General features: G+C 66.2%; 24 protein-coding genes, 1 tRNA gene and 1 other RNA gene. 10 read left to right on the top strand and 16 right to left on the bottom strand.

Translation table 11 applies throughout. The annotated features are described in order from the left end of the window. Positions 1 to 139: 139 nt before the first annotated feature. Positions 140 to 215 (bottom strand) — tRNA-Lys (locus ACFVWR_RS13765). 152 nt (positions 216 to 367) lie between these two features. Here ACFVWR_RS13765 and hisN point away from each other — a divergent pair. Both hisN and ACFVWR_RS13755 read left to right on the top strand, forming a co-directional pair. Beyond that, positions 368 to 1,156 (top strand): histidinol-phosphatase, encoded by a 789-nt coding sequence (gene hisN / locus ACFVWR_RS13760; protein WP_387212919.1) that lies wholly within the window; start codon positions 368 to 370, stop codon positions 1,154 to 1,156. Between the two features lie 8 nt (positions 1,157 to 1,164). Further along, positions 1,165 to 1,749 carry a septum formation family protein gene (locus ACFVWR_RS13755; RefSeq protein WP_387212934.1) on the top strand — a complete coding sequence of 195 codons (585 nt, stop codon included), beginning with the start codon at positions 1,165 to 1,167 and terminating at the stop codon, positions 1,747 to 1,749. Positions 1,750 to 1,776: 27 nt separating this feature from the next. Here ACFVWR_RS13755 and ACFVWR_RS13750 read toward each other — a convergent pair whose 3' ends face one another. After that, positions 1,777 to 2,256 (bottom strand): SRPBCC family protein, encoded by a 480-nt coding sequence (locus ACFVWR_RS13750; RefSeq protein ID WP_387212916.1) that lies wholly within the window; start codon positions 2,254 to 2,256, stop codon positions 1,777 to 1,779. A 9-nt stretch (positions 2,257 to 2,265) separates the two neighbouring features. Continuing rightward, the gene (locus tag ACFVWR_RS13745; protein ID WP_387212913.1) at positions 2,266 to 2,670 is read right to left on the bottom strand and encodes an ArsR/SmtB family transcription factor; all 405 of its coding nucleotides are present in this window, start codon (positions 2,668 to 2,670) and stop codon (positions 2,266 to 2,268) included. Positions 2,671 to 2,823: 153 nt separating this feature from the next. Here ACFVWR_RS13745 and ACFVWR_RS13740 point away from each other — a divergent pair, with 153 nt between their 5' ends. Genes ACFVWR_RS13740 through ACFVWR_RS13730 form a run of 3 tightly spaced genes read left to right on the top strand, consistent with a single transcriptional unit; the run spans position 2,824 to position 5,929 of the window. Continuing rightward, positions 2,824 to 3,699, top strand: coding sequence for an ABC transporter ATP-binding protein (locus ACFVWR_RS13740; protein ID WP_387212931.1), 876 nt, complete (start codon positions 2,824 to 2,826; stop codon positions 3,697 to 3,699). Next, on the top strand, positions 3,699 to 4,949 hold the full coding sequence (locus ACFVWR_RS13735) for an ABC transporter permease (protein ID WP_387212910.1): 1,251 nt from the start codon (positions 3,699 to 3,701) through the stop codon (positions 4,947 to 4,949). The genes ACFVWR_RS13740 and ACFVWR_RS13735 overlap by 1 nt, the downstream gene beginning before the upstream one ends. Then, positions 4,949 to 5,929: an NAD(P)H-quinone oxidoreductase gene (locus ACFVWR_RS13730; protein ID WP_387212907.1), complete on the top strand. Its 981-nt coding sequence runs from the start codon at positions 4,949 to 4,951 to the stop codon at positions 5,927 to 5,929. Before ACFVWR_RS13735 ends, ACFVWR_RS13730 begins: the two co-directional genes overlap by 1 nt. Here the strand turns inward: ACFVWR_RS13730 and ACFVWR_RS13725 are convergent. Next, positions 5,926 to 6,327, bottom strand: coding sequence for a DUF2809 domain-containing protein (locus tag ACFVWR_RS13725; RefSeq protein ID WP_387212904.1), 402 nt, complete (start codon positions 6,325 to 6,327; stop codon positions 5,926 to 5,928). The genes ACFVWR_RS13730 and ACFVWR_RS13725 overlap by 4 nt on opposite strands. A gap of 87 nt (positions 6,328 to 6,414) precedes the next feature. Then, positions 6,415 to 6,708: a hypothetical protein gene (locus ACFVWR_RS13720; protein ID WP_387212902.1), complete on the bottom strand. Its 294-nt coding sequence runs from the start codon at positions 6,706 to 6,708 to the stop codon at positions 6,415 to 6,417. Positions 6,709 to 6,740: 32 nt separating this feature from the next. Here ACFVWR_RS13720 and ACFVWR_RS13715 point away from each other — a divergent pair, with 32 nt between their 5' ends. Further along, the gene (locus tag ACFVWR_RS13715; RefSeq protein ID WP_387212899.1) at positions 6,741 to 7,763 is read left to right on the top strand and encodes an adenosine deaminase; all 1,023 of its coding nucleotides are present in this window, start codon (positions 6,741 to 6,743) and stop codon (positions 7,761 to 7,763) included. A gap of 469 nt (positions 7,764 to 8,232) precedes the next feature. Here the strand turns inward: ACFVWR_RS13715 and ACFVWR_RS13710 are convergent, their stop codons facing one another. From ACFVWR_RS13710 to ACFVWR_RS13690, 5 genes are all read right to left on the bottom strand, one after another. Further along, positions 8,233 to 8,718: a hypothetical protein gene (locus ACFVWR_RS13710; RefSeq protein ID WP_387212896.1), complete on the bottom strand. Its 486-nt coding sequence runs from the start codon at positions 8,716 to 8,718 to the stop codon at positions 8,233 to 8,235. Positions 8,719 to 8,737: 19 nt separating this feature from the next. Further along, a complete protein-coding gene (locus ACFVWR_RS13705) occupies positions 8,738 to 9,958 on the bottom strand; it encodes a putative T7SS-secreted protein (RefSeq protein ID WP_387212892.1) in 1,221 nt (406 codons plus the stop codon). Next, positions 9,955 to 10,248: a hypothetical protein gene (locus ACFVWR_RS13700; protein WP_387212889.1), complete on the bottom strand. Its 294-nt coding sequence runs from the start codon at positions 10,246 to 10,248 to the stop codon at positions 9,955 to 9,957. The genes ACFVWR_RS13705 and ACFVWR_RS13700 overlap by 4 nt, the downstream gene beginning before the upstream one ends. Next, positions 10,245 to 10,673: a hypothetical protein gene (locus tag ACFVWR_RS13695; RefSeq protein WP_387212886.1), complete on the bottom strand. Its 429-nt coding sequence runs from the start codon at positions 10,671 to 10,673 to the stop codon at positions 10,245 to 10,247. Before ACFVWR_RS13695 ends, ACFVWR_RS13700 begins: the two co-directional genes overlap by 4 nt. Positions 10,674 to 10,798: 125 nt before the next feature. Continuing rightward, on the bottom strand, positions 10,799 to 11,092 hold the full coding sequence (locus ACFVWR_RS13690) for a WXG100 family type VII secretion target (RefSeq protein ID WP_387212883.1): 294 nt from the start codon (positions 11,090 to 11,092) through the stop codon (positions 10,799 to 10,801). Between the two features lie 135 nt (positions 11,093 to 11,227). On the opposite strand from ACFVWR_RS13690, the gene ACFVWR_RS13685 reads away from it, so the two are divergent. Further along, positions 11,228 to 15,802, top strand: coding sequence for an FtsK/SpoIIIE domain-containing protein (locus ACFVWR_RS13685; protein WP_387212880.1), 4,575 nt, complete (start codon positions 11,228 to 11,230; stop codon positions 15,800 to 15,802). Positions 15,803 to 16,020: 218 nt separating this feature from the next. Here ACFVWR_RS13685 and ssrA read toward each other — a convergent pair. Beyond that, positions 16,021 to 16,417, bottom strand: a transfer-messenger RNA (tmRNA) gene (ssrA, locus tag ACFVWR_RS13680). Positions 16,418 to 16,544: 127 nt separating this feature from the next. On the opposite strand from ssrA, the gene ACFVWR_RS13675 reads away from it, so the two are divergent. After that, positions 16,545 to 17,213 (top strand): SIMPL domain-containing protein, encoded by a 669-nt coding sequence (locus ACFVWR_RS13675; protein ID WP_387212877.1) that lies wholly within the window; start codon positions 16,545 to 16,547, stop codon positions 17,211 to 17,213. A 65-nt stretch (positions 17,214 to 17,278) separates the two neighbouring features. Here ACFVWR_RS13675 and ACFVWR_RS13670 read toward each other — a convergent pair whose 3' ends face one another. The 5 genes from ACFVWR_RS13670 to prfB all read right to left on the bottom strand — a co-directional run bounded on the left by ACFVWR_RS13670 (position 17,279) and on the right by prfB (position 21,832). Further along, positions 17,279 to 18,019 carry a tyrosine-protein phosphatase gene (locus ACFVWR_RS13670; RefSeq protein ID WP_387212874.1) on the bottom strand — a complete coding sequence of 247 codons (741 nt, stop codon included), beginning with the start codon at positions 18,017 to 18,019 and terminating at the stop codon, positions 17,279 to 17,281. 23 nt (positions 18,020 to 18,042) lie between these two features. Further along, complete coding sequence (gene smpB / locus ACFVWR_RS13665) at positions 18,043 to 18,519, bottom strand: SsrA-binding protein SmpB (protein WP_387212871.1); 477 nt, start codon at positions 18,517 to 18,519, stop codon at positions 18,043 to 18,045. A 68-nt stretch (positions 18,520 to 18,587) separates the two neighbouring features. Further along, the gene (ftsX, locus tag ACFVWR_RS13660) at positions 18,588 to 19,493 is read right to left on the bottom strand and encodes a permease-like cell division protein FtsX (RefSeq protein ID WP_387212868.1); all 906 of its coding nucleotides are present in this window, start codon (positions 19,491 to 19,493) and stop codon (positions 18,588 to 18,590) included. Continuing rightward, positions 19,490 to 20,611, bottom strand: a complete 1,122-nt coding sequence (gene ftsE / locus ACFVWR_RS13655; RefSeq protein ID WP_387212865.1) for a cell division ATP-binding protein FtsE — start codon at positions 20,609 to 20,611, stop codon at positions 19,490 to 19,492. The genes ftsX and ftsE overlap by 4 nt, the downstream gene beginning before the upstream one ends. A gap of 105 nt (positions 20,612 to 20,716) precedes the next feature. Then, positions 20,717 to 21,832 carry a peptide chain release factor 2 gene (gene prfB / locus ACFVWR_RS13650; protein WP_387212862.1) on the bottom strand — a complete coding sequence of 372 codons (1,116 nt, stop codon included), beginning with the start codon at positions 21,830 to 21,832 and terminating at the stop codon, positions 20,717 to 20,719. Between the two features lie 73 nt (positions 21,833 to 21,905). Between prfB and ACFVWR_RS13645 the strand changes: the two genes are divergently transcribed. Continuing rightward, a complete protein-coding gene (locus tag ACFVWR_RS13645; protein ID WP_387212859.1) occupies positions 21,906 to 23,171 on the top strand; it encodes an MFS transporter in 1,266 nt (421 codons plus the stop codon). A 67-nt stretch (positions 23,172 to 23,238) separates the two neighbouring features. Next, positions 23,239 to 24,276, top strand: a complete 1,038-nt coding sequence (locus tag ACFVWR_RS13640) for an LLM class flavin-dependent oxidoreductase (protein ID WP_387212856.1) — start codon at positions 23,239 to 23,241, stop codon at positions 24,274 to 24,276. The last annotated feature ends 96 nt before the right edge of the window (positions 24,277 to 24,372 follow it).

Here is a 24,372-nt window from a genome sequence, read left to right as displayed (position 1 = left end):
CCCCGCGGGCGTGCCCCCCCCGGGGTCCCCCCCCGCCGTTCCTCCCCCGGGCCGGCGGGCGTGTCGGGACCCTTCGACGCGCGAGCCCGCGAGAACGCAAGAAGCCCCGGTCAGCAAGAACATCTGACCAGGGCTTCCGTGGTGCACCCCCTCGGACTTGAACCGAGAACCCACTGATTAAGAGTCAGTTGCTCTGCCGATTGAGCTAGAGGTGCGTTGCGATTCGTTACCCGAACCGAGGCTCAACATTAGCATCAGTTTCGGCGCCTTCGCCAATCGAGCGACCCGAGGGTCGAGACGACCGAACGCGACGCCCGCGACCACCTAACGGGCTGCCCGCCTGCCCGCCGATCGGTAGGCTCGTGCCGTGACCTCCGACACCTCCCTCGCCGACGACCTGGCCCTCGCTCTCCGTCTGGCCGACGCCGCCGACGCCATCTCGATCGACAAGTTCCGCGCGCGCGAGCTGCACATCGACCTCAAGCCCGACCACACCTACGTCACCGAGGCCGATCTCGCCGTCGAGCGCGCGATCCGCGAGGTGCTCGCCGCCGAGCGGCCCGGCGACAGCATCCTCGGCGAAGAGTTCGGAACCGACGGAGACGCGCGCCGGCAGTGGATCATCGACCCGATCGACGGAACGGCCAACTATCTGCGCGGAGTGCCTGTGTGGGGAACGCTGATCGCGCTCGCGGTCGACGGCGTTCCGGTCGTCGGCGTCGTCAGCTCCCCCGCCCTCGGCAAGCGCTGGTGGGCGGCGAAAGAAGCGGGCGCCTGGCTCTCCGAGAACGGTGGCGAGCCGCGTCGGCTGCACGTGTCCGCCGTCGCCGACCTGGCCGACGCGTCGCTCAGTTTCCAGAGCATCGCCCAGTGGGATGAGGCCGGCTACCTCGACCGGCTCGTCGCACTCACCCGGCAGGTCTGGCGTGATCGGGCCTACGGCGACATGTGGTCGTACATGCTGCTGGCCGAGGGCCTCGTGGATGCGGTGGGCGAGTTCGACGTGAAGACCTACGACCTCGCCGCACTCATCCCCATCGTCGAGGAGGCGGGCGGCCGGTTCACCTCGGTCACGGGGGACGCCGGCCCCGGTAACGGGAGTTCCCTGGCGAGCAACGGACACCTGCATGAGGCGCTGCTGAAGGCACTAGCCTGAGCCTCGTGATGACGAGCACTCGCCGCCGGCGATCGATCTTCGTGGCGACAGCCATCGCCCTCGCGGCGACCATGGGGCTGAGCGGCTGCGTCCCCTTCCTCGATCAGCTGCGGGAGGGCATCCGGGAGCGTCAGTCCCAGTCGCCCTCCACCGCGGCGCCCACGCCGGGCGATGACGGCAGCTCGCCGGGGGACGAGACGTCCGACGGCGTCTACACCGCCAACGAGGAGCTGCTGGTGGGCGATTGCGTCAACGACCTCTCCGACAGCGCGGACGGCTACGGCATGCCGGTCGTCGACTGCGAGACGCCGCACGACAGCGAGGTCTACGCCATCGCCTCGCTCGGCCACGGAGACTACCCCGGCGAAGACGAAACGGATGCGCTGGCCGAGACCACCTGCCACGACGCCTTCGCCCCCTACGTCGGGGTGTCCGCCGATGTCGCCGTCGTCGACTGGTCGTACTACGCTCCCGGCGACGAGGAGTCGTGGAACGACGACGACACCGTGATCTGCGTCGCGTTCATCGACGAGGAACAGGCCACAGGCAGCGTCAAGGGAACGGCACAACGGCGCGACGAGCAGAACTCCTGACTCGGCGCGCCGCGCATCCGCCACGCCTCACAGCGTCGCGATGACCTCTTCGAGCTGATCGTAGCCGTCGGTCATCCCCGACTCCATGCCGGAGGAGACCATGCCGTCGCGGGCTTCGAGCGTCGGATACACGGCGTGCCCGACCAGCCGGCTGCGGCCGCCCTCGAGGGGCTCGAACCTGATCGACTCGATGCTCACCACATCCGGGAATCCCTCGAACTCGAAGGTCTGGATGGCGAACTCGTTGTCGCGCACGACGTGGAAGACGCCGCGAAAAGCGTATTCGCCGCCCTCGCCGTCGCGGTGCACGTAGCGGTAGCCACCGCCGGTGGAGAAGTCGAACTCCTGCAGATCCATCTCATACCCGCGCGGTCCGAGCCAGCGCTTGTAGAGTTCCGGCTCCTTGTGGGCGCGGAAGACCAGTTCGACGGGGGCGTCGAATTCGCGGACGAAGTCGACGAACGGCAGCCCCTCAGGGGCGGTCACGGTCAATGCGTTCTTGCTCATGGTTGTTCCTCATTCCTTGTGGGTGCTTTGTGGTGCGCTGGGTTCTCGTGCGCTGGGTCGTTCTTCGTCGGTGCCCGTCTCGTCCAGCTCGGCGAGCACGGCATCCAGCGAACGGAACTGCTGTTCGAGGATGAGCCGGTACCGGTCGATCCAGGCGGTCAGCTCTTCGAGTCGCCCCGGGTTCAGGTGCACCGGGCGCCGCTGGGCATCTTTGGTGCGCGTCACCAGCTGGGCCTCCTCGAGCACGTGGATGTGCCGCGAGACGGCCTGAGTGGTGATCTCGAACGGTTCGGCGAGCTCGTTGACCGTCGCCGGGCCGCGGCTGAGGCGCGCCACGATCGCCCTCCGCACCGGGTCGCCCAGTGCTTGGAAGGCCTTGTCCAGGTTGCCTTCGTGCGCCTCGTCAGCCTGCATGATCAACTTTCTTCTTTATCAACCGATCTGTTGGATACAATAGATCGCCCGCCGAGCCGTGTCAAGGGTTCCTGAGCGGCATCCGGCGCAACTAGGTTGGTCAGGGTGACCACACCATCCGCAGAACCGCTCGTGCACATCGCGAACTTCCGAATGGACTTCGGCCGCACCACCGTCATCCGCGACCTCTCGTTCGACATCCAGCGCGGGGAGACGTTCGGTTTCCTCGGGAGCAACGGCTCGGGCAAGACCACGACCATCCGGGCCCTGCTGGGCATCTACCAGCCGACCGCCGGCACCCTCCACATCGACGGCCGGCCGTTCAGTCCCGACGCCGGCGAACGGCTCGGGTATCTGCCGGAAGAGCGCGGACTGTACAAGAAGGAGTCCGTGATCGACGTCATGGTCTACTTCGGCAAGCTCAAGGGTCTCGGCAAAGAGAAGGCGCGGCGGTGGTCGCGGGACTACCTGGAGCGCGTCGGTCTCGCCGAGAAGGAGAAGATGCGGCTCGACAAGCTCTCCGGCGGCCAGCAGCAGAAGGTGCAGCTCGGCGTGACGATCATGAACGACCCCGAGCTGCTCATCCTCGACGAACCCACCAAGGGCTTCGACCCGGTCAACCGCCGGCTGCTCATGGACATCATCGACGACCAGAAGAAGGCCGGCTCGACCGTGATGATGGTCACCCACCAGATGGAGGAGGTCGAGCGGCTGTGTGATCGCGTCATTCTGCTCAAAGACGGCACGGCGCGCGCCTACGGCACCGTTCCTGAGGTGCAGGAGCAGTTCGGCGGCACGATCATCCATGTCGACGACGACGGCATGATTCCCTCCTCACCCGCATACACGGTGCTGTCGGATGCGAACGGGCATGCCGAGCTCGAGGTGCCGAACGACGCAGACGTCAGCGCCATCCTGCAGAACCTGATCGACGCGGGGCTGCACGTCAGTCGGTTCGCCCCGACCCGCAAATCGCTCGACGACATCTTCGTCGAAGTGTACGGAGCCGAGAACAAGGAGATCGACTGATGTCACGCCACAACCTCGGCACTGTCGTCGCGTTCGAGTTCCTGCGCACGATCACCAAGGGCCGGTTCTGGATCGCCACCCTGTTCGTGCCGGTCATCCTCATCATCGTGTTTCTGCTCGTTTTCGCCTCGAACAGCTCCACCAGCAAGTCGGCGGCGGCGCAAAAGGATGCGCACTTCTCGTTCGAATACACGGATGCGTCCGGACTGGTCGACGAAGCAGTCGTCGAGAAGCTCGGCGGCGCCGTCGCGACCGACGACGCCGCGGGCATCGCCGCAGTGAAGGGCGGCGAGATGGAGGCGTTCTTCGCCTATCCCGCCGACCCGACCAAACAGCCGATCAAGGTCTACGGCGCTGACAGCGGCGTCTTTCAGAACGGCAAGTACTCGTCGGTCGCGGAGTCCATCCTGACCTCGAGCGTCGAGAGCCGGGTCGACTCGCCGCAGTACACGGCGATCCTGCAGGGCGAGGTGTCTTCGAACACCACGACGTTCACAGACGGCAAGGTGGCCGGCGGCTTCAATGCAGTTCTGCCCGCGCTGCTGTTCCTCGCGATCTTCTACATCGTGATCCTGCTCCTCGGCAACCAGATGCTGAACTCCACGCTCGAGGAGAAGGAGAACCGCGTCACCGAGATGATCCTCACCACGATCAACCCGACGAGCCTGATCCTGGGCAAGGTTATCTCGCTGTTCATGATCGGCATCGTGCAGATGCTGGTGTTCGCGCTGCCGACCGTGCTGGGCTACCTGTTCTTCCGATCTCAGCTGAACATCCCCGAGTTCGACCTCAACGCGTTCGTGTTCGACCCGCAGCAGATGATCGTCGGCGCGCTGATCCTGCTCGGCGGCTTCTCCCTGTTCACAGGGACCCTCGTCGCCCTGGGTGCGGTGATGCCGACCGCGAAAGACGCCGGCCCGATCTTCGGCGCGCTCATGGTGCTGATCTTCGTCCCCTTCTACACGATCACGCTGATCATCAGCGACCCGAACGCGACGATCGTGCAGATCTTCACGTACTTCCCGTACTCGGCCCCGGTTACTGCCCTCTTGCGCAACGCGTTCGGAACGCTTCCCCTCTGGCAGGCGGTCATCATCATCGTCGAACTGTTCGTACTGTCGGCGATCGTTCTGCGAGTGGCGGTGCGCCTGTTCCGCTACGGTTCGATCGAGTACACGAACAAGGTGAAGATCCGTGATGTGCTCGGGCGGCGCTCCCCCACGACGGCCGACACCGCCGCCGAGCGCTGATGCGGGCGGTCACGGTTCCTCACCCCGGTGACGCGCACGTTCTCACCGTCACCGATGTCGCCGAGCCCGCACCCGGCGACCGCGAGGTGCTCATCCGCGTGACCGCCGCCGGCGTCAACGGCGCAGACTTGTCTCAGCGTCGCGGCCACTACCCGTCCCCGCCCGGAGCCCCGCCGTGGCCCGGCCTCGAGGTCTCTGGCGAGGTGGCAGGGGTCGGCGCGGCGGTCACCGAGTGGACCGTCGGCGACCGGGTGTGCGCGCTGCTCCCTGGTGGCGGCTACGCAGAGTACGTGACAGCGGATGCGGGGCTCGTCCTGCCCGTGCCGCCTGGGGTCGATCTCGTGGAGGCCGCCGGCCTCCCGGAGGTCGTCGCGACAGTGTGGTCGACCGTTTTCCAGCTCGCCGAGCTGCGTTCGGGCGAGACGCTCCTCGTGCACGGCGGGTCGAGCGGTATCGGCTCGATGGCGATCCAGTTGGGCTCCGCTTTCGGCGCTCGAGTCATCGCCACGGCGGGGACGCCGGAGAAGACCGCGTTCTCTCGCGGCCTCGGCGCCGAGATCGCCGTCGACTACAAGAGCCAGGACTTCGTCGAGGTGGTGAAAGACGCGACAGACGGTCACGGCGCCGACGTCGTTCTCGACATCGTCGGCGGCGACTATCTCTCCCGCGATCTGGACGCACTCGCGGTGGGTGGCCGCATCATGTCGATCGCCGACCGCAGCGGCGGCACAGCGTCGATCGACGTCGGTCTGCTCATGCGCAAACGCGCCCGCATCTGGGGAACGACGCTCCGAGCGCGACCCTTGAGCGAGCGTGTGGCCATCATCGCCGCCGTGCGGGAGAACGTCTGGCCGCTGCTCGAAACCGGGCGCGTGCATCCGGTCATCGACTCGGTGTTCCCCCTCGTCGACGCCGCCCAGGCGCACCTGCGCATGGAGTCATCCGCGCACCTCGGCAAGATCCTGCTCCAGGCGCGCTAGTCGGAGGCGGGAATCCCGCGGGCATGTCGTCGCACCACGGTGTCGATCATTCCGGCAAGTGCCGCCCCGATCGTGTAGGCCGCGAGGTCGGACCACTGAAACGTGCTCCCGACCACGAGCGACGCCCCGGGGATGCTGCGCGACAGCGCCGCCGGAACCGGCGTCAGCTGCAGCAGTTCGATCAATGCGCAGAAACCCAGTGCGATGGAGGCGGCCCCGAGCGACGGCAGGCGTGGCGCCACCAGCGCGACCAGCACGAAGATCAGGGCAGCGTAGAGCGCGTCCCCGGCGAATCCGGCCACGGGCCCAACGCCCACTGCGTGCACCGCCAGGCCCGCCACAAGGATGCCCGCCCCGGCACCGCCCAGCACCATCCGTCGCGCTGTCTCACGCCTCATGCCCTCGACACTATGACGCGGGCGGGGAGCCGAGCATCCGTCGCGAGAAGTATCCGTGTCGCTCCCGGGTCGCGCGTCGGCGCCGCGTCAAGCCCGCTTGATCGACCCGTTCAGGAAGGGCAGCCAGGGCGCGCGGTACACCAGGGAGACCGTCTCACCCTCGGCGACGACAGCTTCGGCCGCACCGAACCGCCACATCCGATTGAACAGGAAGACTTTGACCTCGGTCGGTCCGTGCTCGGCTGCCTGCCACGTGCCTGTCCCCCACTGGGCCGGATGCCCGTGGCCGCCGAAGACCACTGTGGGCTTCGGATACCAGCCGATCGGCGGTTTGCTCAGAGTGAGCTCGATGCGACGCGGCGGCGGAGTGGTGTCGGGCACAGGGACAGCTTAGGGAGTGGGAGGATCGACGTATGAGCGATTCCTCCTCGGCGCCCTCCGACAGCGCCCTGTTCTCCCTGCCGAAGGCCGAACTCCACCTGCATATCGAGGGAACGCTCGAGCCCGACCTGGTGTTCGAGCTCGCGGGCCGAAACGGCGTGTCGCTTCCGTTCGCCTCGGTCGACGACCTGCGGTCGAAGTACGAGTTCAGTGACCTTCAGTCGTTTCTCGACCTCTACTACGCGACCATGGATGTGCTGCGCACCGAAGACGACTTCGCCGAGCTCACCCGGCGCTACCTCGCGAAGGCGGCCTCGCAGGGCGTGCGGCACGTCGAGCTCTTCTTCGACCCGCAGGCGCACACCACTCGCGGCGTGCGCCTTGAGACCGTGGTCGACGGCATCGGAGCCGCGCTCGACGAGGCAGAGCGAGATCTCGACATCTCCAGCGGCATCATCCTGAGTTTTCTCCGCGACCGCCCGGCAGAGGATGCGGAGGCGACACTCATGGCGGGTCTCAGCCGTTCCGAACGCATCATCGCGGTCGGTCTCGATTCGGCCGAGGTCGGAAACCCGCCCGGTCTGTTCGAGGATGTGTTCGCCCGCGCTCGCGACGAGGGCCTCCGCGCGGTGGCCCACGCCGGCGAGGAGGGCCCGCCCGAGTACATCATCGAAGCGCTCGACCTTCTCCAGGTCGAGCGGATCGACCACGGCATCCGCGCGATCGAAGACCCGGCGCTCGTCGCGCGCCTCGCCGCCGAGTCCATCCCGCTCACCGTCTGCCCGCTCTCGAATGTGCGCCTGCGCGCCGTGCCTGTGCTCGCCGACCACCCCATCCTGCGACTCGACGCCGCCGGCGTCGCCGTGACCGTCAACTCCGACGACCCCGCCTACTTCGGCGGCTACGTCGGCGACAACTTCGTCGCCCTCCGTGACGCTCTCGGCCTCACCGCCGACGACGCCGCCCGCTTCGCCCGCACCTCGATCACCGCATCCTTCGCCTCCGACGACCGCAAGACCGCCCTCCTCGCCGAACTCGACGCCTGGCGCGGCTGACCCCGCTTCCTGCCGCCCCCTTCCTCCGCCGCCCGCCCTCACGAGGGGCGAGTTCTCGCGAGCCACACTCCCCCGCAGCCCGCAACATCTCGCCCCTCGTGCGGCTTGCGTGAGCGTCAGCCCCGTAGGACCTCTGGCGTAGACGGGAACCTCATCCCTAGTGGGCGCTGTTGCGCTTCGGCGGAACTGATTTCGCGACGAGCGCGACCGTCACCTGGCTCTCGCGTGAGTTGTCACACCCCGTCCCCTCGTGGACGCCGTCAGGAAAGGTTGTCGTAAACGAGTAGAAATTTGTCGGGAAGACGTAGCCGACAGTATTCCTCCGCGAGAGCCAACGATGCTGTACTAGCTTGAAATCATGCTCCAGGTAGGCCCAAGGCTAAAGTGCTGGCAGCCGTCCCTGCCGCGTGGGGAACATGCCGTGGCATTGTGGCCACTCGACGCTTACGTGCTCGCCCGTCTCACGCTTCTAGGCCGCGAGCTTACGAAGATCGTCCGCAAGTTGCTGAATCACTGACCGATCGAATCCCATTCGCGTGCCGTATTCCCACTCTTCAATTTCTTCGAGGGTGGCAAGAAGCATGGCGATGTACGCGGCGAGCTCGCGCTCGTCTAGTCCGAGAACGACTGTTCCGCGAGGTATTTCGCTCATTTCGCGATGACCTCCCTCGAGTCGCCTGGCGAGGATCGAGTGCGGCCACGCCACCGCAGGGTGAGCTCCTATGATGGCGTCATAGGCCTCATTGAGGGCGATCTGCCAAGTCGCCGTTTCCCCCAACGTGACGCCGATTCGATCTTCGAACTCTGCGTGCGGAATCTCTTCGCGCGCTTCGCGCACGCCGCCCAAGAGAGCACGAAGGAGATCTGAAGTACCCAAGACGGCCACTTGGGATTCGGCTCCCTCGAGGTCCTGGAGGATGGCGTCGGATCCTTGCGAAAAGCTGTTGGGATTCATCCGTAGTATGCGCATGTTGTCATTTCAGATTGAGGAAGTAATCGTAGCCATCTTTCGGCCGAAAGGCCGTTCCGCGGTCCGCGTTCTGAGGGTCAAGAAGGACCACGACTCCGTCCTTCCAGAATGCAGCCCTGTCGCCCTGGAGCTGGCGGACTTCACCTGTCTTAATTGTCTTCTTGATGAGGACGATAAATTGTTCTCGGGTCGAAACACCAGGAAACTCGCCGCGCTTGATTACGTGTTTTCCGAATGCATGGCCATTAGCAATATCTTCGGCTGACTGTACAGCCGCCCCGCGGAATGCCGCGAGAGCGCGCTCACTTCCGAGGCCTTTGACTCCCTTGAGGAGCCTCGCTGCGCCCGGGCCCCCGAGAAGCATCATTAGGACGTTGGCGGCGACCCGGCCTGTGCCCTCGCCTGCGTATCCGTCCCAGTGGTCGGCGGCGATGAAGTCACCCCACATGGATTCGACCGCGCCCCACGGGTCTTCAACGATCGTCCCGATGATGTCGCCCCAGAGGTCGACGAAATAGGCTTCCCACCAGGGTTTGCCGTCGCCGAACCAGTCGTCGAACACATATTTGATCGGGAGCATGTCCCAGACCCCGACGAGCGTGTCCACGCCTTGGAGGATCACACCCTCAACGAACCGGCCCGGGAACTGGACCACTTGGTCCCACCATTCGATGCCCGGCTTCTCGCCCGATGTCTCGCGCGCAGCGGCGCGAATCTCGGCGGCGACCTCATCGCCGATCTGCGTGAACCGGGTCAGCGCGGTTTGTGCGCGGCTCTGCGCTGCCAGGAGACGCGTTGCACCCGGATCCGTGAAGGTCGGCACGACCGACCCAGGTGATCCGGCTTGCGCGGCCTGCGCAATACGTATCGCGTCGGCATGCGTTTGCGTCGCAGTCGCGGTGGCGCGATCGGCGTTCGCCGCGTCTTCGATCGCTGCTTCGATCTCAGCGCGGGCGGAGATGAAGGCGTTCTGATAGCGCAGCATCGCGGTCGCAGCACGGTTGAACGCGACCGGCGCTTTTCCGGTGCGAGCGGTCTCGCGGGGCACGAACGACCCCCAACGGGACGCTGCCTGCCCGTGCCAGGCAGGCAGCGACATAGACTGCCAGGCGTTGGTCACTGCACGCGAGGGTCCGATACCGGCACCAACTGTCTCCAACGCCTTCGAGATCGTAGACGGATTCCCCGGCAGCACCGACGCGACCGATGAGCTTCCCGTGATCATCCGCCATCTCCGAGCCCGGCAGCGGCATGCGCCAGGAGCGCGTCCAGGTGCTGCGTGTCGGCAGCCGCGGTGTTCAGCAGGCGAGCTGCCTGCTGGGCAGCCTCATCGCGTAAACGCAACTCACCGGACCATGCCGAACGAAAGCTCTCGAGCGCGGCAGCAACTTCGGCATGTCCGATGTCCCCGCCGGCGAGAGCGTGAACAGGGTGAGTGGCGATCGCCCTTCCTATCGTGGATGCGTTGGTGGCGGCATTCCGCAGTTGTTGCGGCGAGCACTCGAATGTACTCATTCAGTTCTCCCTGGCTCGAAAACCGGCTCCGTGGGTTCGCAGCCGATGCTGCCGTCGGGCAGCAGTTCGAGGTTGATCGCGATGGGTGGTGCCCCGTGTGCAAGCGGCGGGGGCGACTGACGAGCACTGAGGTCGACGAGCACGCCGTGGTCAGTGCCAGGATCGATGGCGGCATACCTGGCCCGGACTGGGAGGCCGAACAGCTTCTCCCCCGTGAGCCGAACCCAGTCGTATCCGTCGCTCGTGTCAGCCGCATCGACCTGCCCGGTATCCACCATGAATCGGGCGAGATTTTCCTGACAGGAGAAGACTGGACTTACCAGTCGCCGATTCACGGTGAACACCGGTGCGCCGAAGTAGCCGGGACGATTCAGGTACAGCTCGCTGAGGTCGAAGAGCTGCCAAAGCTTGTCTGGATCGGTCAAGCCCCGGCTCCATAATCGCGCGAACTCCACCAGCAGTGGCGTCTTGCGATCGTCGCCCGGTAGACGCGGCTCGTCCCTCTCAGGGACCGGCCGCGCCGCGCCGCTCGGCGGCATGCTCCCGTGGATCAGTTGATCTTGGATGCGATCTGCGAGTCGAGGTCGCGCATCGCGTTCGCGGTGCCGGTGAGGAACTGCTGGATCTCGTTGAGCTGGGCGATCAGCGTGTTGGCGCTGGTCGTGTACTTCGTATACGCGTCGTTGAACTTGCCCGACGCCTGGTCTGTGACGAAACCGGAACTGACGAGGTTCTGGATCTGGTTCTGCATGCTCTGCAGCTTGGTCGTGATCTCTTCACGACCCGAGCCGAGCTGTGTTGCTGCGGTCTCGATCTCGCTGTAGCTGACCTTGATGTTCGACATAGAGTGCCCCCTTCAGAACGGACTTTCGAATTGCGTGAAACATTAGCGTGATAGTTCAAATATACGCAAGTGATATGTTTCAAGAGGCCGATACAAGCCACAGCTGTCTGCGTTAGGGCCTTGAGGGGAGGTCACGTGAAGCTCCGGGTTTCCGTGATGCAATACACCGACGACGTGCACAAAGGCACACGGGATGTGACGGTGACGTTCGACGCCACATCCACGGTCGGCGCTGTGGCGGGTGCACTGGTGCGAGGCGGCGCCGGGCATCCACGGTTGATGCAGATCGCCGTGCAACGGCGTGCGCCGTTGACGCTCCGCGTGGCCTACCCGGACGGGAGCACCCTCATCCTCGATGCGGGTGATCCCGCCGCCGCCGCCGGCCTGGTTGCCGGTGCGGAGATCGAACCCGTGCTGGAGGCATCCCCTGGTCCGGGTGAGCGCGTGAGGCCGCCGGTCGCCACGATCACAGTTCTCAGCGGGCCGCAAGAGGGCGCGCAGTTCATCGCGATCGACGCGGAGACGGCCGTGGGGCGGGATCGGGCGAACAGGATCGAACTGCACGACCCGGAGGTCTCTCGCCGCCATTCGGTGCTGCGTCGGGTCGGCACGGTGGTGGAGATCGAGGATCTGGGCTCTGCGAACGGCACGGCCCTTGTGGATGCGGACGGGACCGAACAACCTCACCGAACGATCGTCGCGACCAGCGGAACGGTCGTCGCCTTCGGGCCGATTCGGGCGCGGATCGACGTCGGGCCGCCGCCGACGCCGGAGTTGCGACGGCCGCGTGTCGCGCCCTATCTGCAATCCCCACGGGTCGACCCCGTGTTCGCGCCCGATCCACTCGAACTGCCGGCGCCGCCGGACCCGCCCGAGCCTACCCGCTTCCCCGTGATCGCGATGGTCGCACCGCTGCTGATGGGCACGGTGCTGTATCTGACCACGAGGTCGGTGCTGAGTCTGGTCTTCGTCGGTCTCTCACCGCTGATCATGATCGGTTCGTGGCTCGACAGCCGTCTCAGCCGACGCAAGACCACGCAAGCGAAGGTGAAAGAGTTCGAGGACGGTCTCGCCGCGGCCGAGCAAGAGCTCCGGGCGAACCTCGTCGAAGAGCAGGTGTCACGCGAGGCGGAGACTCCTTCGGCTGCCGCCCTCGCCGCCCTGCCCGCATCCCGCGATCGCCTGCTCTGGTCGCGACGACCGGAGCACCGATCGTTCCTCGAGTTGCGACTGGGAACGGCCACCCTCGACAGCCGGAAGAGTGTCAGGCTGCCACAGCGGGGGAAGATTTCCGCCGAGCGATGGGAGCAACTCACCCGCCTCCATGAGCGCTTCGCACGCATCCCCGGAGTCCCGCTGCTCGAACGCTTGGACCGCAGTGGCTCGCTGGGCATCGCCGGGGAGAGGTTCTGGGCGTCGTCCGCCGCACGGGCCGTTCTGGTCCAGCTTCTTGCGCTGCACTCCCCCGCCCACCTCGTTTTCACCGCGTTCGCAGAGCCGGCTCAGGCCGAGGAGGACTGGTCCTGGCTGAAGTGGCTTCCCCATGTCGACTCGGCGTACAGCCCCATCACGGCACCGCATCTCGCGGACGACGAGCGCAGCGCGGGCATTCTGCTCACGGCTCTGGAAGGCCTCATCGCGGGGCGTCGGACGACCGCGAGCGCGGGCACGGTGCGATCGCGGTTGACGGGTGACGCGGCGAACGCCGACGAACGTCTCGCGCCCGCAGAAGCCCGGCCGCACACTCCCGCGGTCGTCGTGCTCGTGCTGACCGATGCGGTCGCCGACCGAACACGACTGGTGGGCCTGGCGGAGGACGGCGCCGACGTCGGCGTACATGTGATCTGGGTCGCGTCGGAGTTGGGCGGTGTTCCGGCAGCCTGCCGAACCGTCATCGAAGCGCAGCCCGATCACTGGCGCGTCCACCTCGTGCGGCAGGGTGAGCTCGTTGCGCTGACCTCCCTGAACGATGTCGGGCTGCCTGCTGCGGTCACCTTCGCCCGGGAACTCGCGCCGATCGTCGACGCGGGAGCCCGGGTGCTCGACGAGAGCGATCTGCCGCGCAGCGTCGGCCTCGCCCAACTGATCCCGGGAGACATCCTCGGTTCCAGCGACACCATCCTGGAAAGCTGGCGACACAGCGGCAGTCTCGTCTCGGAATGGGCCGCGGGCGCCGAACGGGAAGCTGTTCGCCTCTCCGCGATCGTCGGGCAGGGCAGCGCCGGACCGGTGCACATCGACCTCGGAACCCACGGGCCGCACGCCCTGGTCGGAGGGACCACCGGATCCGGGAAGTCCGAATTCCTGCAAACCTGGATCCTCTCGCTCGCCGCCAACATCTCCCCCGACCGGCTCACGTTTCTGCTGGTCGACTACAAGGGCGGGGCTGCCTTCGCCGAGTGCGTGAACCTCCCCCACACGGTCGGCCTGGTCACCGACCTCAACACGCACCTGGTGCGCCGCGCTCTGACCTCCCTGCGCGCCGAACTCCGCTACCGCGAGGAGCTGCTGGCGGCGAAGGGGGCGAAAGATCTCGTCACGCTCGAACGACGCGGCGACCCGGATACGCCTCCCGCACTGATCATCGTGATCGATGAGTTCGCCGCCCTCGTCAACGAGATCCCCGAGTTCGTCGACGGGGTGATCGATGTCTCCCAGCGCGGCCGCTCCCTCGGGCTGCACCTGGTCATGGCCACCCAGAGGCCCGCCGGCGTGATCAAGGACAACCTGCGCGCGAACACGAACCTGCGCATCGCCCTGCGGATGGCGGATACCGCCGACAGCAGCGATGTGATCGGCGTCGCCGATGCGGCGCACTTCTCGCCCGACACCCCTGGACGCGCAGCGATCAAGGTCGGCGCCGGGCAGCTCACCCACCTCCAGACCGGGTATCTCGGTGGTCGCTCCGACGCCGAACACCAGGAATCCGTCGACATCCGGGATCTCGGCTTCGGTGAGCACGCACCGTGGACTCTCCAGCCCGAAATGCAGCGCTCATCCCCCCGCCGGCAGAGGGCACCGCGAGACATCGAGGTGCTCACCGACAACATCCGCCGCGCGGCCGCGACGGCGGGTACGAAGTCACCCCGAAAACCTTGGGTGGACCACTTGCCGGATGTGCTTCCGCTCACCTCGGAACCGATCACCGCTTCCGCGAGCGGCCGGCACCCCACGGAGCTCGTCGTGGGGCTGGTGGACGAGCCGCACCTGCAGCGGCACTCGACCTGCACCATCCCCCTCTCCGACGTGGGGAACGTCGCGATCTACGGTGCCGCCGGCACAGGCAAGACCACCGCCCTGATCACGCTGGCAACAGCGGCGATCACTGTCGACCCACACACGCAGGTCTACGGCATCGACAGCGCGGGCGGCCATCTGACCTCGCTCACCGTGCTGCCGAACACCGGCGACATCGTGCTCGGCGACGAACGCGACCGTGTCATCCGCCTGCTCGGGCTCATCAAGAACCTGATCTCACAACGATCGGAGACCCGCACGGCGACACCGCCGGTGCTTCTGCTGCTGGATGGGCTCGCCTCGTTCCGCGACGCCTACGAGCACCGCGGCGGAGGCGCCGACGCGTTCGCCGACCTCATCGAGATCGCCGGCGGCGGACGCAACGTTGGTGTGCACGTCCTCCTGGCCGCCGAGCGCTCGAACGCGATGCCCGCCGCATTGGCGTCCAGCGTTCCCGAACGTTTCTGCCTGCGCCTCACGGCAGAGGCGGACTACCAGGCCATCGGCATCACCTCCGACGCGCTCAAAGACGCTGGACCCGGCCGGGCGCTGCGGATCGGCGACCACGCAGAGGTGCAGCTGGCTGTGCCCGGCGATGGATCCGACACCGCCGACACCGAGGCCGCGCTCTCCGTACTCGCCGAGGCGCAACGGGCGCGCTCGATCCCCGAACCGGGTGCCATCCCCGCGATCCCCACCGTTCTCCCCCGGTCCGCCATCGCCCGGGCGAGACGCACGCCTGTGCCGTTCGCAATCGACACCATCAACCTGGGTGGCGTGAGCGTTCCCGACCAGGGTTTCCTCCTGGTCACCGGTCCCGCCGGCTCCGGACGCACCACCACCATCCGGTCCCTCCTCGAAGCTCTTCAGGAAGGGTCCGCCGCAGACTCAGTCGATGCCATCTTGATCGCACCCAGCCGCTCTCCCCTCCGCGACCTACCCATCTGGAGTCGGATCGCCGACACCCCGAAGACCCGCGACGCGCTGATCGGCTCCCTCGCGTTGGCTCTCGGCGGCACCGCCCTGCCCGCGAGCACCGGTCTTCCGCTCCTGCCCCTCATCGGGCAAACGCGGACGCCGGAACCGGAGACCGCTTTCGCACCCGAGCCAGACCCGGTCGACTTTCCCCTCGCGGGCAAGCGCGGAATCGTCGTGGTCGAGGACATCGGCGGATTCGACGGCTCAGGCAATGAACAAGCCCTCTCCGGCCTGCTCAAACTCCTCCGCCGAAGCGACCACACCACCATCGTCGAAGGAGAGAACGCCACACTGGCCACCGTCTGGGAGCTCGCGAGCCCGCTCCGCGGCGCGCGCTGGGCTCTCGCCCTCCAGCCCGACGCGAACGATACCCCGAGCCTGTTCACCACGGCATTCACCCACGCCAAACGCGCCGACTACCCGCCCGGCCGCGGCTACCTCATCGAGAACGGACGCCTCACGGGCATCCACGTCGCTCTGCCGGACACCTACTGAGCTGCGGCAGACGGTTCGTGCACGCTAACGCTCGTGAAGGCGCGACGCGCGATGCGCGAGGGGCAAGTTCTTGTGACCTCACCCGCGCCTCAGCTCGCATCTTCTCGCCCCTCGGCGGGGTCGAAGCCGACGGCCCACGCGCTCGTCAGGCAAGCGCCAGGCGGTGGGCGCCGAGGATGCGCGACAGCGGAACTCAGCAACACGTGACAGCGACCTGATGGTGGAGATGGGGGGAATCGAACCCCCGTCCACTGCTGTGGTCATATGCCTTCTACGGGTGTAGCCAGTACAAGCGTTCTACTCGGCTCCGGAATTTGCCACTGGCACCTAAACCGACGAGCCCAGTCTCAGTTGAAGTCCCTCTACGCCCTCAGACGAAACGTAGAAGCAATCTCTCTAAATTACGCCAGGATCCGGGTAGAGAGCATTCCCGGTCTGACGGTCTCTATAAGTTGCGAAGAACGAACTTACGCCGCGAGGGCGAAGTCTGCCTTGGCAGAGACAGTGCGGTTTGAATTGGCACTTATTGTTTTGCAGGCATCGTTTACGAGATAAGCCTGCATCCTCGACCCGCTTCTCACAATCTCGCAGACAATGTCGAAACCGATCATCCCCATGTGTCGGCTGTGAAGCCGGGTCGCTGTCACGCGCTGTTGAGTTGTTTCAGATGCAATCTCACCACGAATGGCGAGCTTTCAATCATACAACATCGAGAGGCCGCGATCTATGCCACGATCGATGGATGGCCGACACGATCATCACCGTTCAAGGCGAGTACGAGCTGCACCAACCGGCCGAAAGAGGCACCGTTCGGCTGACGGTCGCCTACGACGGCGCGCACCGGGATGAGGTGCTGGCGCGCACGACGCAACGTCACGTCGCGCTCACGAGCGAGCTCCGCGACATCCACGATCCGCAGTCAGGACCCGTCACGTGGTGGGCGTCCGACCAGCTGAGGGTGTGGGGCGAGCGGCCCTGGAATCAGGACGGCAAACAGCTTCCCGTCGTGTTTCACGCCCAGGTCGGCGTCGACGCGAAGTTCAGCGACCTTGCCGCTCTGTCCGACTGGGTCGGAGTGGTCTCGCTGCTCGACGGCGTCACGGTGACCGGCATCACCTGGGCGCTGACGGAGGCACGGATGCAGACGCTCGTGCAGGAGGCGAGGCGCCGGGCCGTCGAGAACGCCGTTGCGAAAGCGACCGTGTATGCGACGAGCCTGAAACTCGGCAGCGTCAGGCCGCTCGCCCTGAGCGACCCGGGGATGCTCGGCGACGTCTCCTCGCCCGGGCAGCCGACTCAACCTCTGTTCGCTCGGGCGGTCTCCGCCGACCTCGGCGGTGGAACACTGGCACTGAAGCCCGAAGACATCACCATCGCGGTCCAAGTGCACGCCCGGTTCGCGGCATCCTGAGCGCCGTCGCCTGAACACGCGCGCTGCGGGCTGCGGGCTGCGCGCTGAATCCGTCGGCCTCTTGGTCAGGCGGGCTCGACCAGCACCGAGCGGAGTTTCGCCAACTCGATCTCATCGAGGCCGGCACCCAGCAGGTACTGCCGCACGCCACCGCGCTCGCGATCGATGAGGTCGAGCACGGATTCGAGGGCCTCGGGCGGGCTGCCTCCCATGATCACCCGGAGATCGGGCGTGATCTCCACCCCGTGGCTCCCCACGAGCTCGAGCATCTTCTCGAGCCACGGCCCTTCGAGGTTCCCCTGGGTTGCGGCGTAGTCGGCGACGACCGTCGCACGATCGACGCCGACGGCGAGCAGCGCGAGCGCGATGACGATCCCCGTGCGGTCTTTGCCGGCCGTGCAGTGGACGAGGACGCCGTCGTCGCCGGTGTCCGCGATCTCTCGCAATGCCGTGACCACCACATCCGTGTGCTGCAACACGATCTTGGCGTACAGGTCGGCGAGCGTCGCCCCGATCGTCGCCTGTGAGGCGCCGGAGCCTTCGAAGACGGGCAGCCGCAACACCTGGACATCGAGACCGTCGAGGTCGTCGGGCAGCGCCTCGACCTCGAAATCGTCACGGAGGTCGATGACGACCTTCACCCCGAGATCGCGCACCTGCTGTTTTCCGGCGTCGCCCAGGGAGTGGAGGCCGTCGGAGCGGAACAGCTTGCCCGAGCGGGTCACTCCGCCATCCACCGGGTATCCCCCGACGTCGCGGAAATTGTAGGTGCCGTTCACGGCGATGCGGGTGGTGGTGCTCGTCATGCCCTTAGTCTGCCACCCGGCTGTCACTCGCCGAGGTGGTTCCGGCTCGACATGGCGCGGTCGGCCTCGCGCTTGTCTTGACGCTCGCGCAGGGTCTGTCGTTTGTCGTACTCGCGCTTGCCCTTCGCGACCGCCAGTTCGACCTTCGCCCGCCCGTCGCTGAAATAGATCTGCAGCGGAACGATCGTGTACCCGCCCTCTTTCACCTTGTTGTGGATCTTGAGGATCTGCGCCTTGTGCAGCAGGAGTTTGCGCTTGCGGCGGGGTGCGTGGTTGTTCCAGGTGCCCTGTGCGTACTCGGGAATGTGCACGGCATCCAGCCACGCCTCGCCACCGTCGACGAACGCATAGCCGTCGACGAGGGATGCGCGACCGGCCCGCAGCGACTTCACCTCGGAACCCGTCAAGACCAGGCCGGCCTCATAGGTGTCTTCGATGGTGTAGTCGTGGCGGGCTCTGCGATTGGTGGCCACCACCTTCTGGCCACGTTCCCTGGGCACAGCGCTCTCCTGACAGATTCGACGAATTGATGCCCGACGCGCGCCAGGCAGCCATCCAGTCTATCCGACTAGACCTTCAGATACCGGCTGATCGCGAAGTTGGCCGAGACCGCGGCGAGCACGATGCCCACGAGCAGCAGAATCGGGGCGACGACCAGCGCATCCCCTTCGGTCACGAAGTTGATCGACGGTATTCGCGAGGCCAGATAGCCCTGCACGAAGACCCCCACGATGGCGTACACCGCTCCGGCCGCCAGCAGCGATCCGATCAGTGCGGCGAACACGCCCTCCAGGATGAACGGCGTCTGGATGAACCTGTTCGAGGCGCCGACGAGCCGCATGATGCCGAGCTCTCGCCGTCGGGAGAACGCCGACAATCGGATGGTCGTGGCGATGAGCAGCGCGGCCGCGACGAGCATCAGGGCAGCGATACCGATGGCGGTGAAGCTCGCCGAGTTGAGGATCTGGAAGATCTGGTCGAGGTAACTCCGCTGATCGACGACGCTCTGCACGCCGACCGCACCCGAGAGCGTCTCGGTGAGAACCGCCGATTGACTCGGGTCTTTGAGGTTCACCCAGAACGTCGGAGGGATCATCTCGGGTGTGACGAAGTCGGAGATCTGGTTGCCCTTGAACTGCTCCTTGAACTGCTCGTATCCCTGCTTCTGGTCCTGGTAGTAGAACTTCTGGATGTACGGAGCGAGTTCCGGCGACTGCAGCTGAGCTTTCACAGCCGCGATCGTCTGTTCGTTGGCCGAGCCGCTCTCGCATTTGTCGGAGTCGATGCACATGTACACCGCGACCTGGGCGCGGTCGTACCAGTACGTCTTCATCTGGCCGATCTGCATCTGCAGCAGCACGGCGGTACCGACGAAGGTCAGCGAGATGAACGTCACGAGCACCACGGAGACGACCATGGAGAGATTACGGCGGAGGCCGTTGGCCGCCTCCGCCCAGATCAGACCGAATCTCATTTGGTCGGCCCCACATTCTGCTCGCCGGTCTGGTCACCGTCGGCGCGGAGTCCCCGCAGGTCGAGGTTGGCCGTGAAGTTCAGGTGGTCGGGAAGCTCTTCGCTCGCCGGAGGTTGCTGCGGCGGCTGGGTTTGCGCCGGCTGCGGCTGCTGCGGCGCGACCGGCACGGGGCCTGTCACAGGAGCCTGGGGGTTCGAGGTCGGCACCTGCGGCCGGGTCATCGGCGCCGCGTGCTGCACATGCTGCTGCGGTGCGAATCTCGACTCCGACGGGGCGTACACAGGCTCGACGGGAGCCGGAGCGGGGGCCGGGGCGGATGCGGATGCGGGGGCCGAGATGGGTGCGGGTGCGTAGGCATCCGGCATCCCCGACGAGGAGGGAACGCGGGCCGCCGACTCATCGTCGACGACCTGGTTGGCCGTCGGGATGGCGGCGGTGAAGCCGTATCCACCGTGACGCTCGTCGCGCACGATCTGGCCGTTGACCAGCTCGATCACGCGTCGCTTCATCTGGTCGACGATCGCGGCCTCGTGGGTAGCCATCAAGACGGTGGTGCCGCCGGCGTTGATGCGCTCGAGCACCGCCATGATCCCCGCGCTGGTCGCGGGGTCGAGGTTGCCCGTCGGCTCGTCGGCGAGGAGCACCTGCGGCTTGTTCACCACTGCGCGGGCGATGGCCACGCGCTGCTGCTCACCACCCGACAGTTCGTGCGGCAGACGCTGGGCCTTGCCGTCGAGGCCGACCATCTTCAGCACGTCGGGAACGGCCTCCTGGATGAACCCGCGCGACTTACCGATGACCTGGAGCGTGAACGCCACGTTCTGGAAGACGGTCTTGTTGGGCAACAGGCGGAAGTCCTGGAACACGACTCCGATGTTGCGTCGGAAGTATGGCACCTTGCGGCTCGAGATGGTGCCGAGGTCTTGCCCGAGCACGTGGATCTTGCCCTTGCTGGGCTTCTCCTCTTTGAGGATCAGCCGCAGGCAACTCGACTTGCCCGAGCCGGACGCACCGACGAGGAAGACGAATTCTCCGCGCAGCACTTCGAGGTTGATGGCGTTGAGCGCCGGGCGCGTGGTGCCCGAGTACTGTTTGGATACGTGTTCGAACCGGATCATGACCTCTAGAGACTAAGCATCCCCGGGCCAAACGCCGGTAAGCGACATGCGCGAGTCGCCGAGCCTGGACGCGCACCGAGTGAACGCTCGGCGTCGCGATTCGCCCTAAGCGTCGGCTTTCTTGCCCGCGCGCCAGCGGATGCCCGCCGCGATGAAACCGTCGAGGTCGCCGTCGAAGACGTTCGAGGGGTTGTTCACCTCGAAGTCTGTGCGAAGGTCTTTCACCATCTGGTAGGGAGCCAGCACGTAGCTTCGCATCTGGTCACCCCAGCTTGCGGTGATCGTGCCCGCCAGCTCCTTCTTGGCGGCGGCCTCCTGCTCGCGCTGCAGCAGAAGCAGCCGGCTCTGGAGCACTCGCATCGCCGCGGCGCGGTTCTGGATCTGGCTCTTCTCGTTCTGCATCGAGACGACCGTGCCTGTCGGGAGGTGGGTGATCCGCACCGCGGAATCCGTGGTGTTGACGGACTGGCCCCCGGGGCCCGACGAACGGAACACGTCGACGCGGATGTCGTTGTCGGGGATCTCGATCGACTCGGTCTCCTCGATGAGCGGGATGACCTCGACCGCGGCGAACGACGTCTGGCGTTTGCCTGCCGAGTTGAAGGGGCTCATCCGCACGAGCCTGTGCGTTCCGGCCTCGACGCTGAGCGTGCCGAAGGCGTAGGGCGCGTCCACCTCGAACGTCGCCGACTTGATGCCGGCCTCTTCGGCGTAGCTCGTATCCATCACGGTCACCGGGTATTTGTGGTGCTCGGCCCAGCGCAGGTACATGCGAAGCAGCATGTCGGCGAAGTCAGCGGCATCGACACCACCGGCGCCGGCACGGATGGTCACCACGGCGGGCCGAGGATCGTATTCTCCGCTCAGCAGCGTCTGCACTTCGAGCTCACCGAGCGTCTTCTGCAGGGATTCGAGCTCGGTGCGCGCTTCCGCCGCCGTCTCCTCGTCGCCCTCGCCGTCGTTCGCCATCTCGATGAGCACCTCGAGATCGTCGAGACGCTGCTCGATCGAGGCGATGCGGGCGAGCTCGGACTGCCGGTGGCTGAGCGCGCTCGTCACCTTCTGCGCTCGCTCGGTGTCGTCCCACAGGTCGGGTACGCCGGCCTGCTCGCTGAGGTCTGCGATCTCGGCGGTGAGCGCATCCACATCGACCACGGATCGGATGTCGGAGAAGGTGGAGCGCAGCCCGGCGATCTGCTGCGAAAGATCGAGTTCAATCATGTCGCAGACCAGCCTACCGGGGACGCCTGCGGGCGACAGCCGGATCGTGCGTCAGTTGTAGTGTGTTAACGATATGACTTCCGACGAGCGCCCCTTCAGTTTCCGCGCTGTCGCACTCGCCGCCTTCCTTCCGACTCTGCTCTTCTCGATCGGCGAGGGCGCCATCATCCCGATCATCCCCATCGCGGCGGGCAACCTCGGCGCCAGCCTCGCCATCGCGGGCCTGATCTCGTCGATGGTGATGCTCGGCGAACTGATCGGCGACATCCCCAGCGGCTGGGTCGTCTCGCGCATCGGCGAGCGTACATCGATGATCTACGCCGCGATCGTCGCGATCGGCGGCGTCGTGGTCTGCCTTCTTGCGCCCAACTACTGGGTGCTGATGGGCGGCATCTTCCTCGTCGGGCTGGCGACGGCGGTCTTCGCCCTGGCCCGGCACGCGTTCATGACCTCGTACGTTCCTGCCCGGTATCGGGCTCGCGCGCTGTCGACGCTCGGCGGCATCTTCCGCGCCGGCTGGTTCATCGGTCCGCTGATCGCCTCGGCCGTCATCGCCGTCACAGGTTCGACGCAATCGGTGTTCTGGATCTTCATCGTCAGCTGCCTGGGCTCGGTCATCGTGCTCATCGCCCTGCCCGACCCGGAGAAGATGTTCGGCCCGAGCACGGTCGCCGCCGTCGAGAAGGGGCAGTCGCTGAGCGCCGGCGAAGAGGAGGCGGAGGAGCGCACTCGCGGACTCTTCCGCACCATCTGGTCGTTCAAGGGTGTGCTCGCGAGAATGGGCACCGGCGTCGCGCTGATCGGCGCGATCCGGTCGGCTCGAACGGTGATGCTCCCCCTGTGGGCCGTCAGCATCGGTATCAGCGAGTCGAACACCGCGCTCATCATCGGTATCGCCGGCGCCATCGATTTCGGCCTCTTCTACGCGAGCGGTCAGATCATGGACAGGTGGGGCCGGATGTGGAGCGCCCTGCCGTCGATGCTCGGCTTGAGCGCCGGCTTCCTCGTGCTCGCGTTCACGCACGACCTGCCGTCGAACATCGCCTGGTACATCGGGGTGTCGATGTTCCTGTCGGTGGCGAACGGCATCGGCTCCGGCATCATCATGACCCTGGGCGCCGACCTCGCACCGAAGGATCAACCTGCGCCCTTCCTCGGCGCGTGGCGCTTTGCCGGCGATGCCGGCCAGGCCGCCGCTCCCCTGCTCGTCTCACTCCTCACCGCCCTCGTCTCCATCGCGTTCGCGAGCGGCGTGGTGGGGATCTTCGGGCTCGTCGGCGCCGGGATGCTCGCCCGCTACATCCCTCGCTACGTGCCGAAGCGCCCACGTCCTGCCTGATCCGGAATAGTGTCGGGTCGACAGCGGTTCCGTTTCATGCAAACGCATGGAAAGAGACAGGACGATCATGGCGAACACTCTCGAACTCGGCATCGACACCTTCGGTGATGTGACGAACGGCCCCGACGGGCAGCCTCTCCCCTACGGTCAGGTGCTGCGCAACGTCGTGGAACAGGGCGTGCTCGCCGACCAGGTGGGGCTCGACTTCATCGGCGTCGGGGAGCACCACCGCGAAGACTTCGCCGTCTCGGCGCCCGAGGTCGTGCTCGCGGCGATCGCCGGCCGCACCGAGAACATCCACCTCGGCACCGCCGTCACCGTTCTGAGCTCCGACGACCCGGTGCGGGTGTTCGAGCGCTTCGCCACGCTGGACGGCGTTTCGAACGGCCGCGCGGAGGTCATTTTGGGCCGCGGCTCGTTCATCGAGTCCTTCCCGCTCTTCGGCTACGACCTCGCGCAGTACGAGGAACTGTTCGAGGAGAAGCTCAATTTGTTCGCCGAACTGCGCAAAGAGCAGCCGATCACGTGGTCGGGCTCGCTACGCGCTCCGCTCGAGAACCAGTCGGTGTACCCGCACCTGGAGAACGGGCCGCTGAAGACGTGGATCGGAGTCGGCGGCAGCCCGGAGTCGGTCGTTCGCGCCGCGAACTACGGTCTTCCCCTCATGCTGGCGATCATCGGCGGCGGCCCCGCACGCTTCCAGCCGCTCACCGAGCTCTACCACCGCGCCCTCGAGCAGTTCGAGCAGGATGCGGCCCTCCCGATCGGCGTGCACTCCCCCGGTTTCATCGCGGCGACGGATGAAGAGGCCAAAGAGACGCTGTGGCCCCACTACGAGGCGATGACCAACCGCATCGGCCGGGAGCGTGGCTGGCCGCCGGCAACCCGGGCGCGTTTCGAGCACGAGGCCGGAGAGGACGGCGCGCTGTTCGTCGGCTCGCCCGAGACCGTCGCGAAGAAGATCGCGTACACGACCCGCACTCTCGGCATCCAGCGTTTCGACCTCAAGATCAGCAACGGCACGCTCGGTCACGACGACCTCATGAAGGCGATCGAACTGTACGGCACCGAGGTCGCCCCGCGCGTCGATGAGCTATTGTCGTAGCCGCGCCACGGCGTGACCGCGGGAGTGGTGAAATTGGCAGACACGCAGGATTTAGGTTCCTGTGCTTTCGAGCGTGAGGGTTCAAGTCCCTTCTCC

It is taken from the genome of Leifsonia sp. NPDC058292 (assembly GCF_042880955.1).
Classification (GTDB): domain Bacteria; phylum Actinomycetota; class Actinomycetes; order Actinomycetales; family Microbacteriaceae; genus Leifsonia.
This window is presented reverse-complemented; position numbering and strand designations above follow the sequence as displayed.

Bases quoted from the DNA above. Each gene is read 5' to 3' on its own strand.
- ACFVWR_RS13725 (WP_387212904.1), bottom strand. From the start codon at position 6,327: ATGAGGCGTGAGACAGCGCGACGGATGGTGCTGGGCGGTGCCGGGGCG.
- ACFVWR_RS13690 (WP_387212883.1), bottom strand. From the start codon at position 11,092: ATGTCGAACATCAAGGTCAGCTACAGCGAGATCGAGACCGCAGCAACA.
- ACFVWR_RS13670 (WP_387212874.1), bottom strand. From the start codon at position 18,019: ATGACGAGCACCACCACCCGCATCGCCGTGAACGGCACCTACAATTTC.
- ACFVWR_RS13755 (WP_387212934.1), top strand. From the start codon at position 1,165: ATGACGAGCACTCGCCGCCGGCGATCGATCTTCGTGGCGACAGCCATC.
- ftsX (WP_387212868.1), bottom strand. From the start codon at position 19,493: ATGAGATTCGGTCTGATCTGGGCGGAGGCGGCCAACGGCCTCCGCCGT.
- ACFVWR_RS13640 (WP_387212856.1), top strand. From the start codon at position 23,239: ATGGCGAACACTCTCGAACTCGGCATCGACACCTTCGGTGATGTGACG.
- ACFVWR_RS13675 (WP_387212877.1), top strand. From the start codon at position 16,545: ATGGCCGACACGATCATCACCGTTCAAGGCGAGTACGAGCTGCACCAA.
- ACFVWR_RS13745 (WP_387212913.1), bottom strand. From the start codon at position 2,670: ATGCAGGCTGACGAGGCGCACGAAGGCAACCTGGACAAGGCCTTCCAA.
- ACFVWR_RS13645 (WP_387212859.1), top strand. From the start codon at position 21,906: ATGACTTCCGACGAGCGCCCCTTCAGTTTCCGCGCTGTCGCACTCGCC.
- ACFVWR_RS13740 (WP_387212931.1), top strand. From the start codon at position 2,824: ATGGACTTCGGCCGCACCACCGTCATCCGCGACCTCTCGTTCGACATC.
- ACFVWR_RS13730 (WP_387212907.1), top strand. From the start codon at position 4,949: ATGCGGGCGGTCACGGTTCCTCACCCCGGTGACGCGCACGTTCTCACC.
- ACFVWR_RS13735 (WP_387212910.1), top strand. From the start codon at position 3,699: ATGTCACGCCACAACCTCGGCACTGTCGTCGCGTTCGAGTTCCTGCGC.
- ACFVWR_RS13705 (WP_387212892.1), bottom strand. From the start codon at position 9,958: ATGATCACGGGAAGCTCATCGGTCGCGTCGGTGCTGCCGGGGAATCCG.
- ACFVWR_RS13750 (WP_387212916.1), bottom strand. From the start codon at position 2,256: ATGAGCAAGAACGCATTGACCGTGACCGCCCCTGAGGGGCTGCCGTTC.
- ACFVWR_RS13710 (WP_387212896.1), bottom strand. From the start codon at position 8,718: ATGAATCCCAACAGCTTTTCGCAAGGATCCGACGCCATCCTCCAGGAC.
- ACFVWR_RS13715 (WP_387212899.1), top strand. From the start codon at position 6,741: ATGAGCGATTCCTCCTCGGCGCCCTCCGACAGCGCCCTGTTCTCCCTG.
- prfB (WP_387212862.1), bottom strand. From the start codon at position 21,832: ATGATTGAACTCGATCTTTCGCAGCAGATCGCCGGGCTGCGCTCCACC.
- ftsE (WP_387212865.1), bottom strand. From the start codon at position 20,611: ATGATCCGGTTCGAACACGTATCCAAACAGTACTCGGGCACCACGCGC.
- ACFVWR_RS13700 (WP_387212889.1), bottom strand. From the start codon at position 10,248: ATGAGTACATTCGAGTGCTCGCCGCAACAACTGCGGAATGCCGCCACC.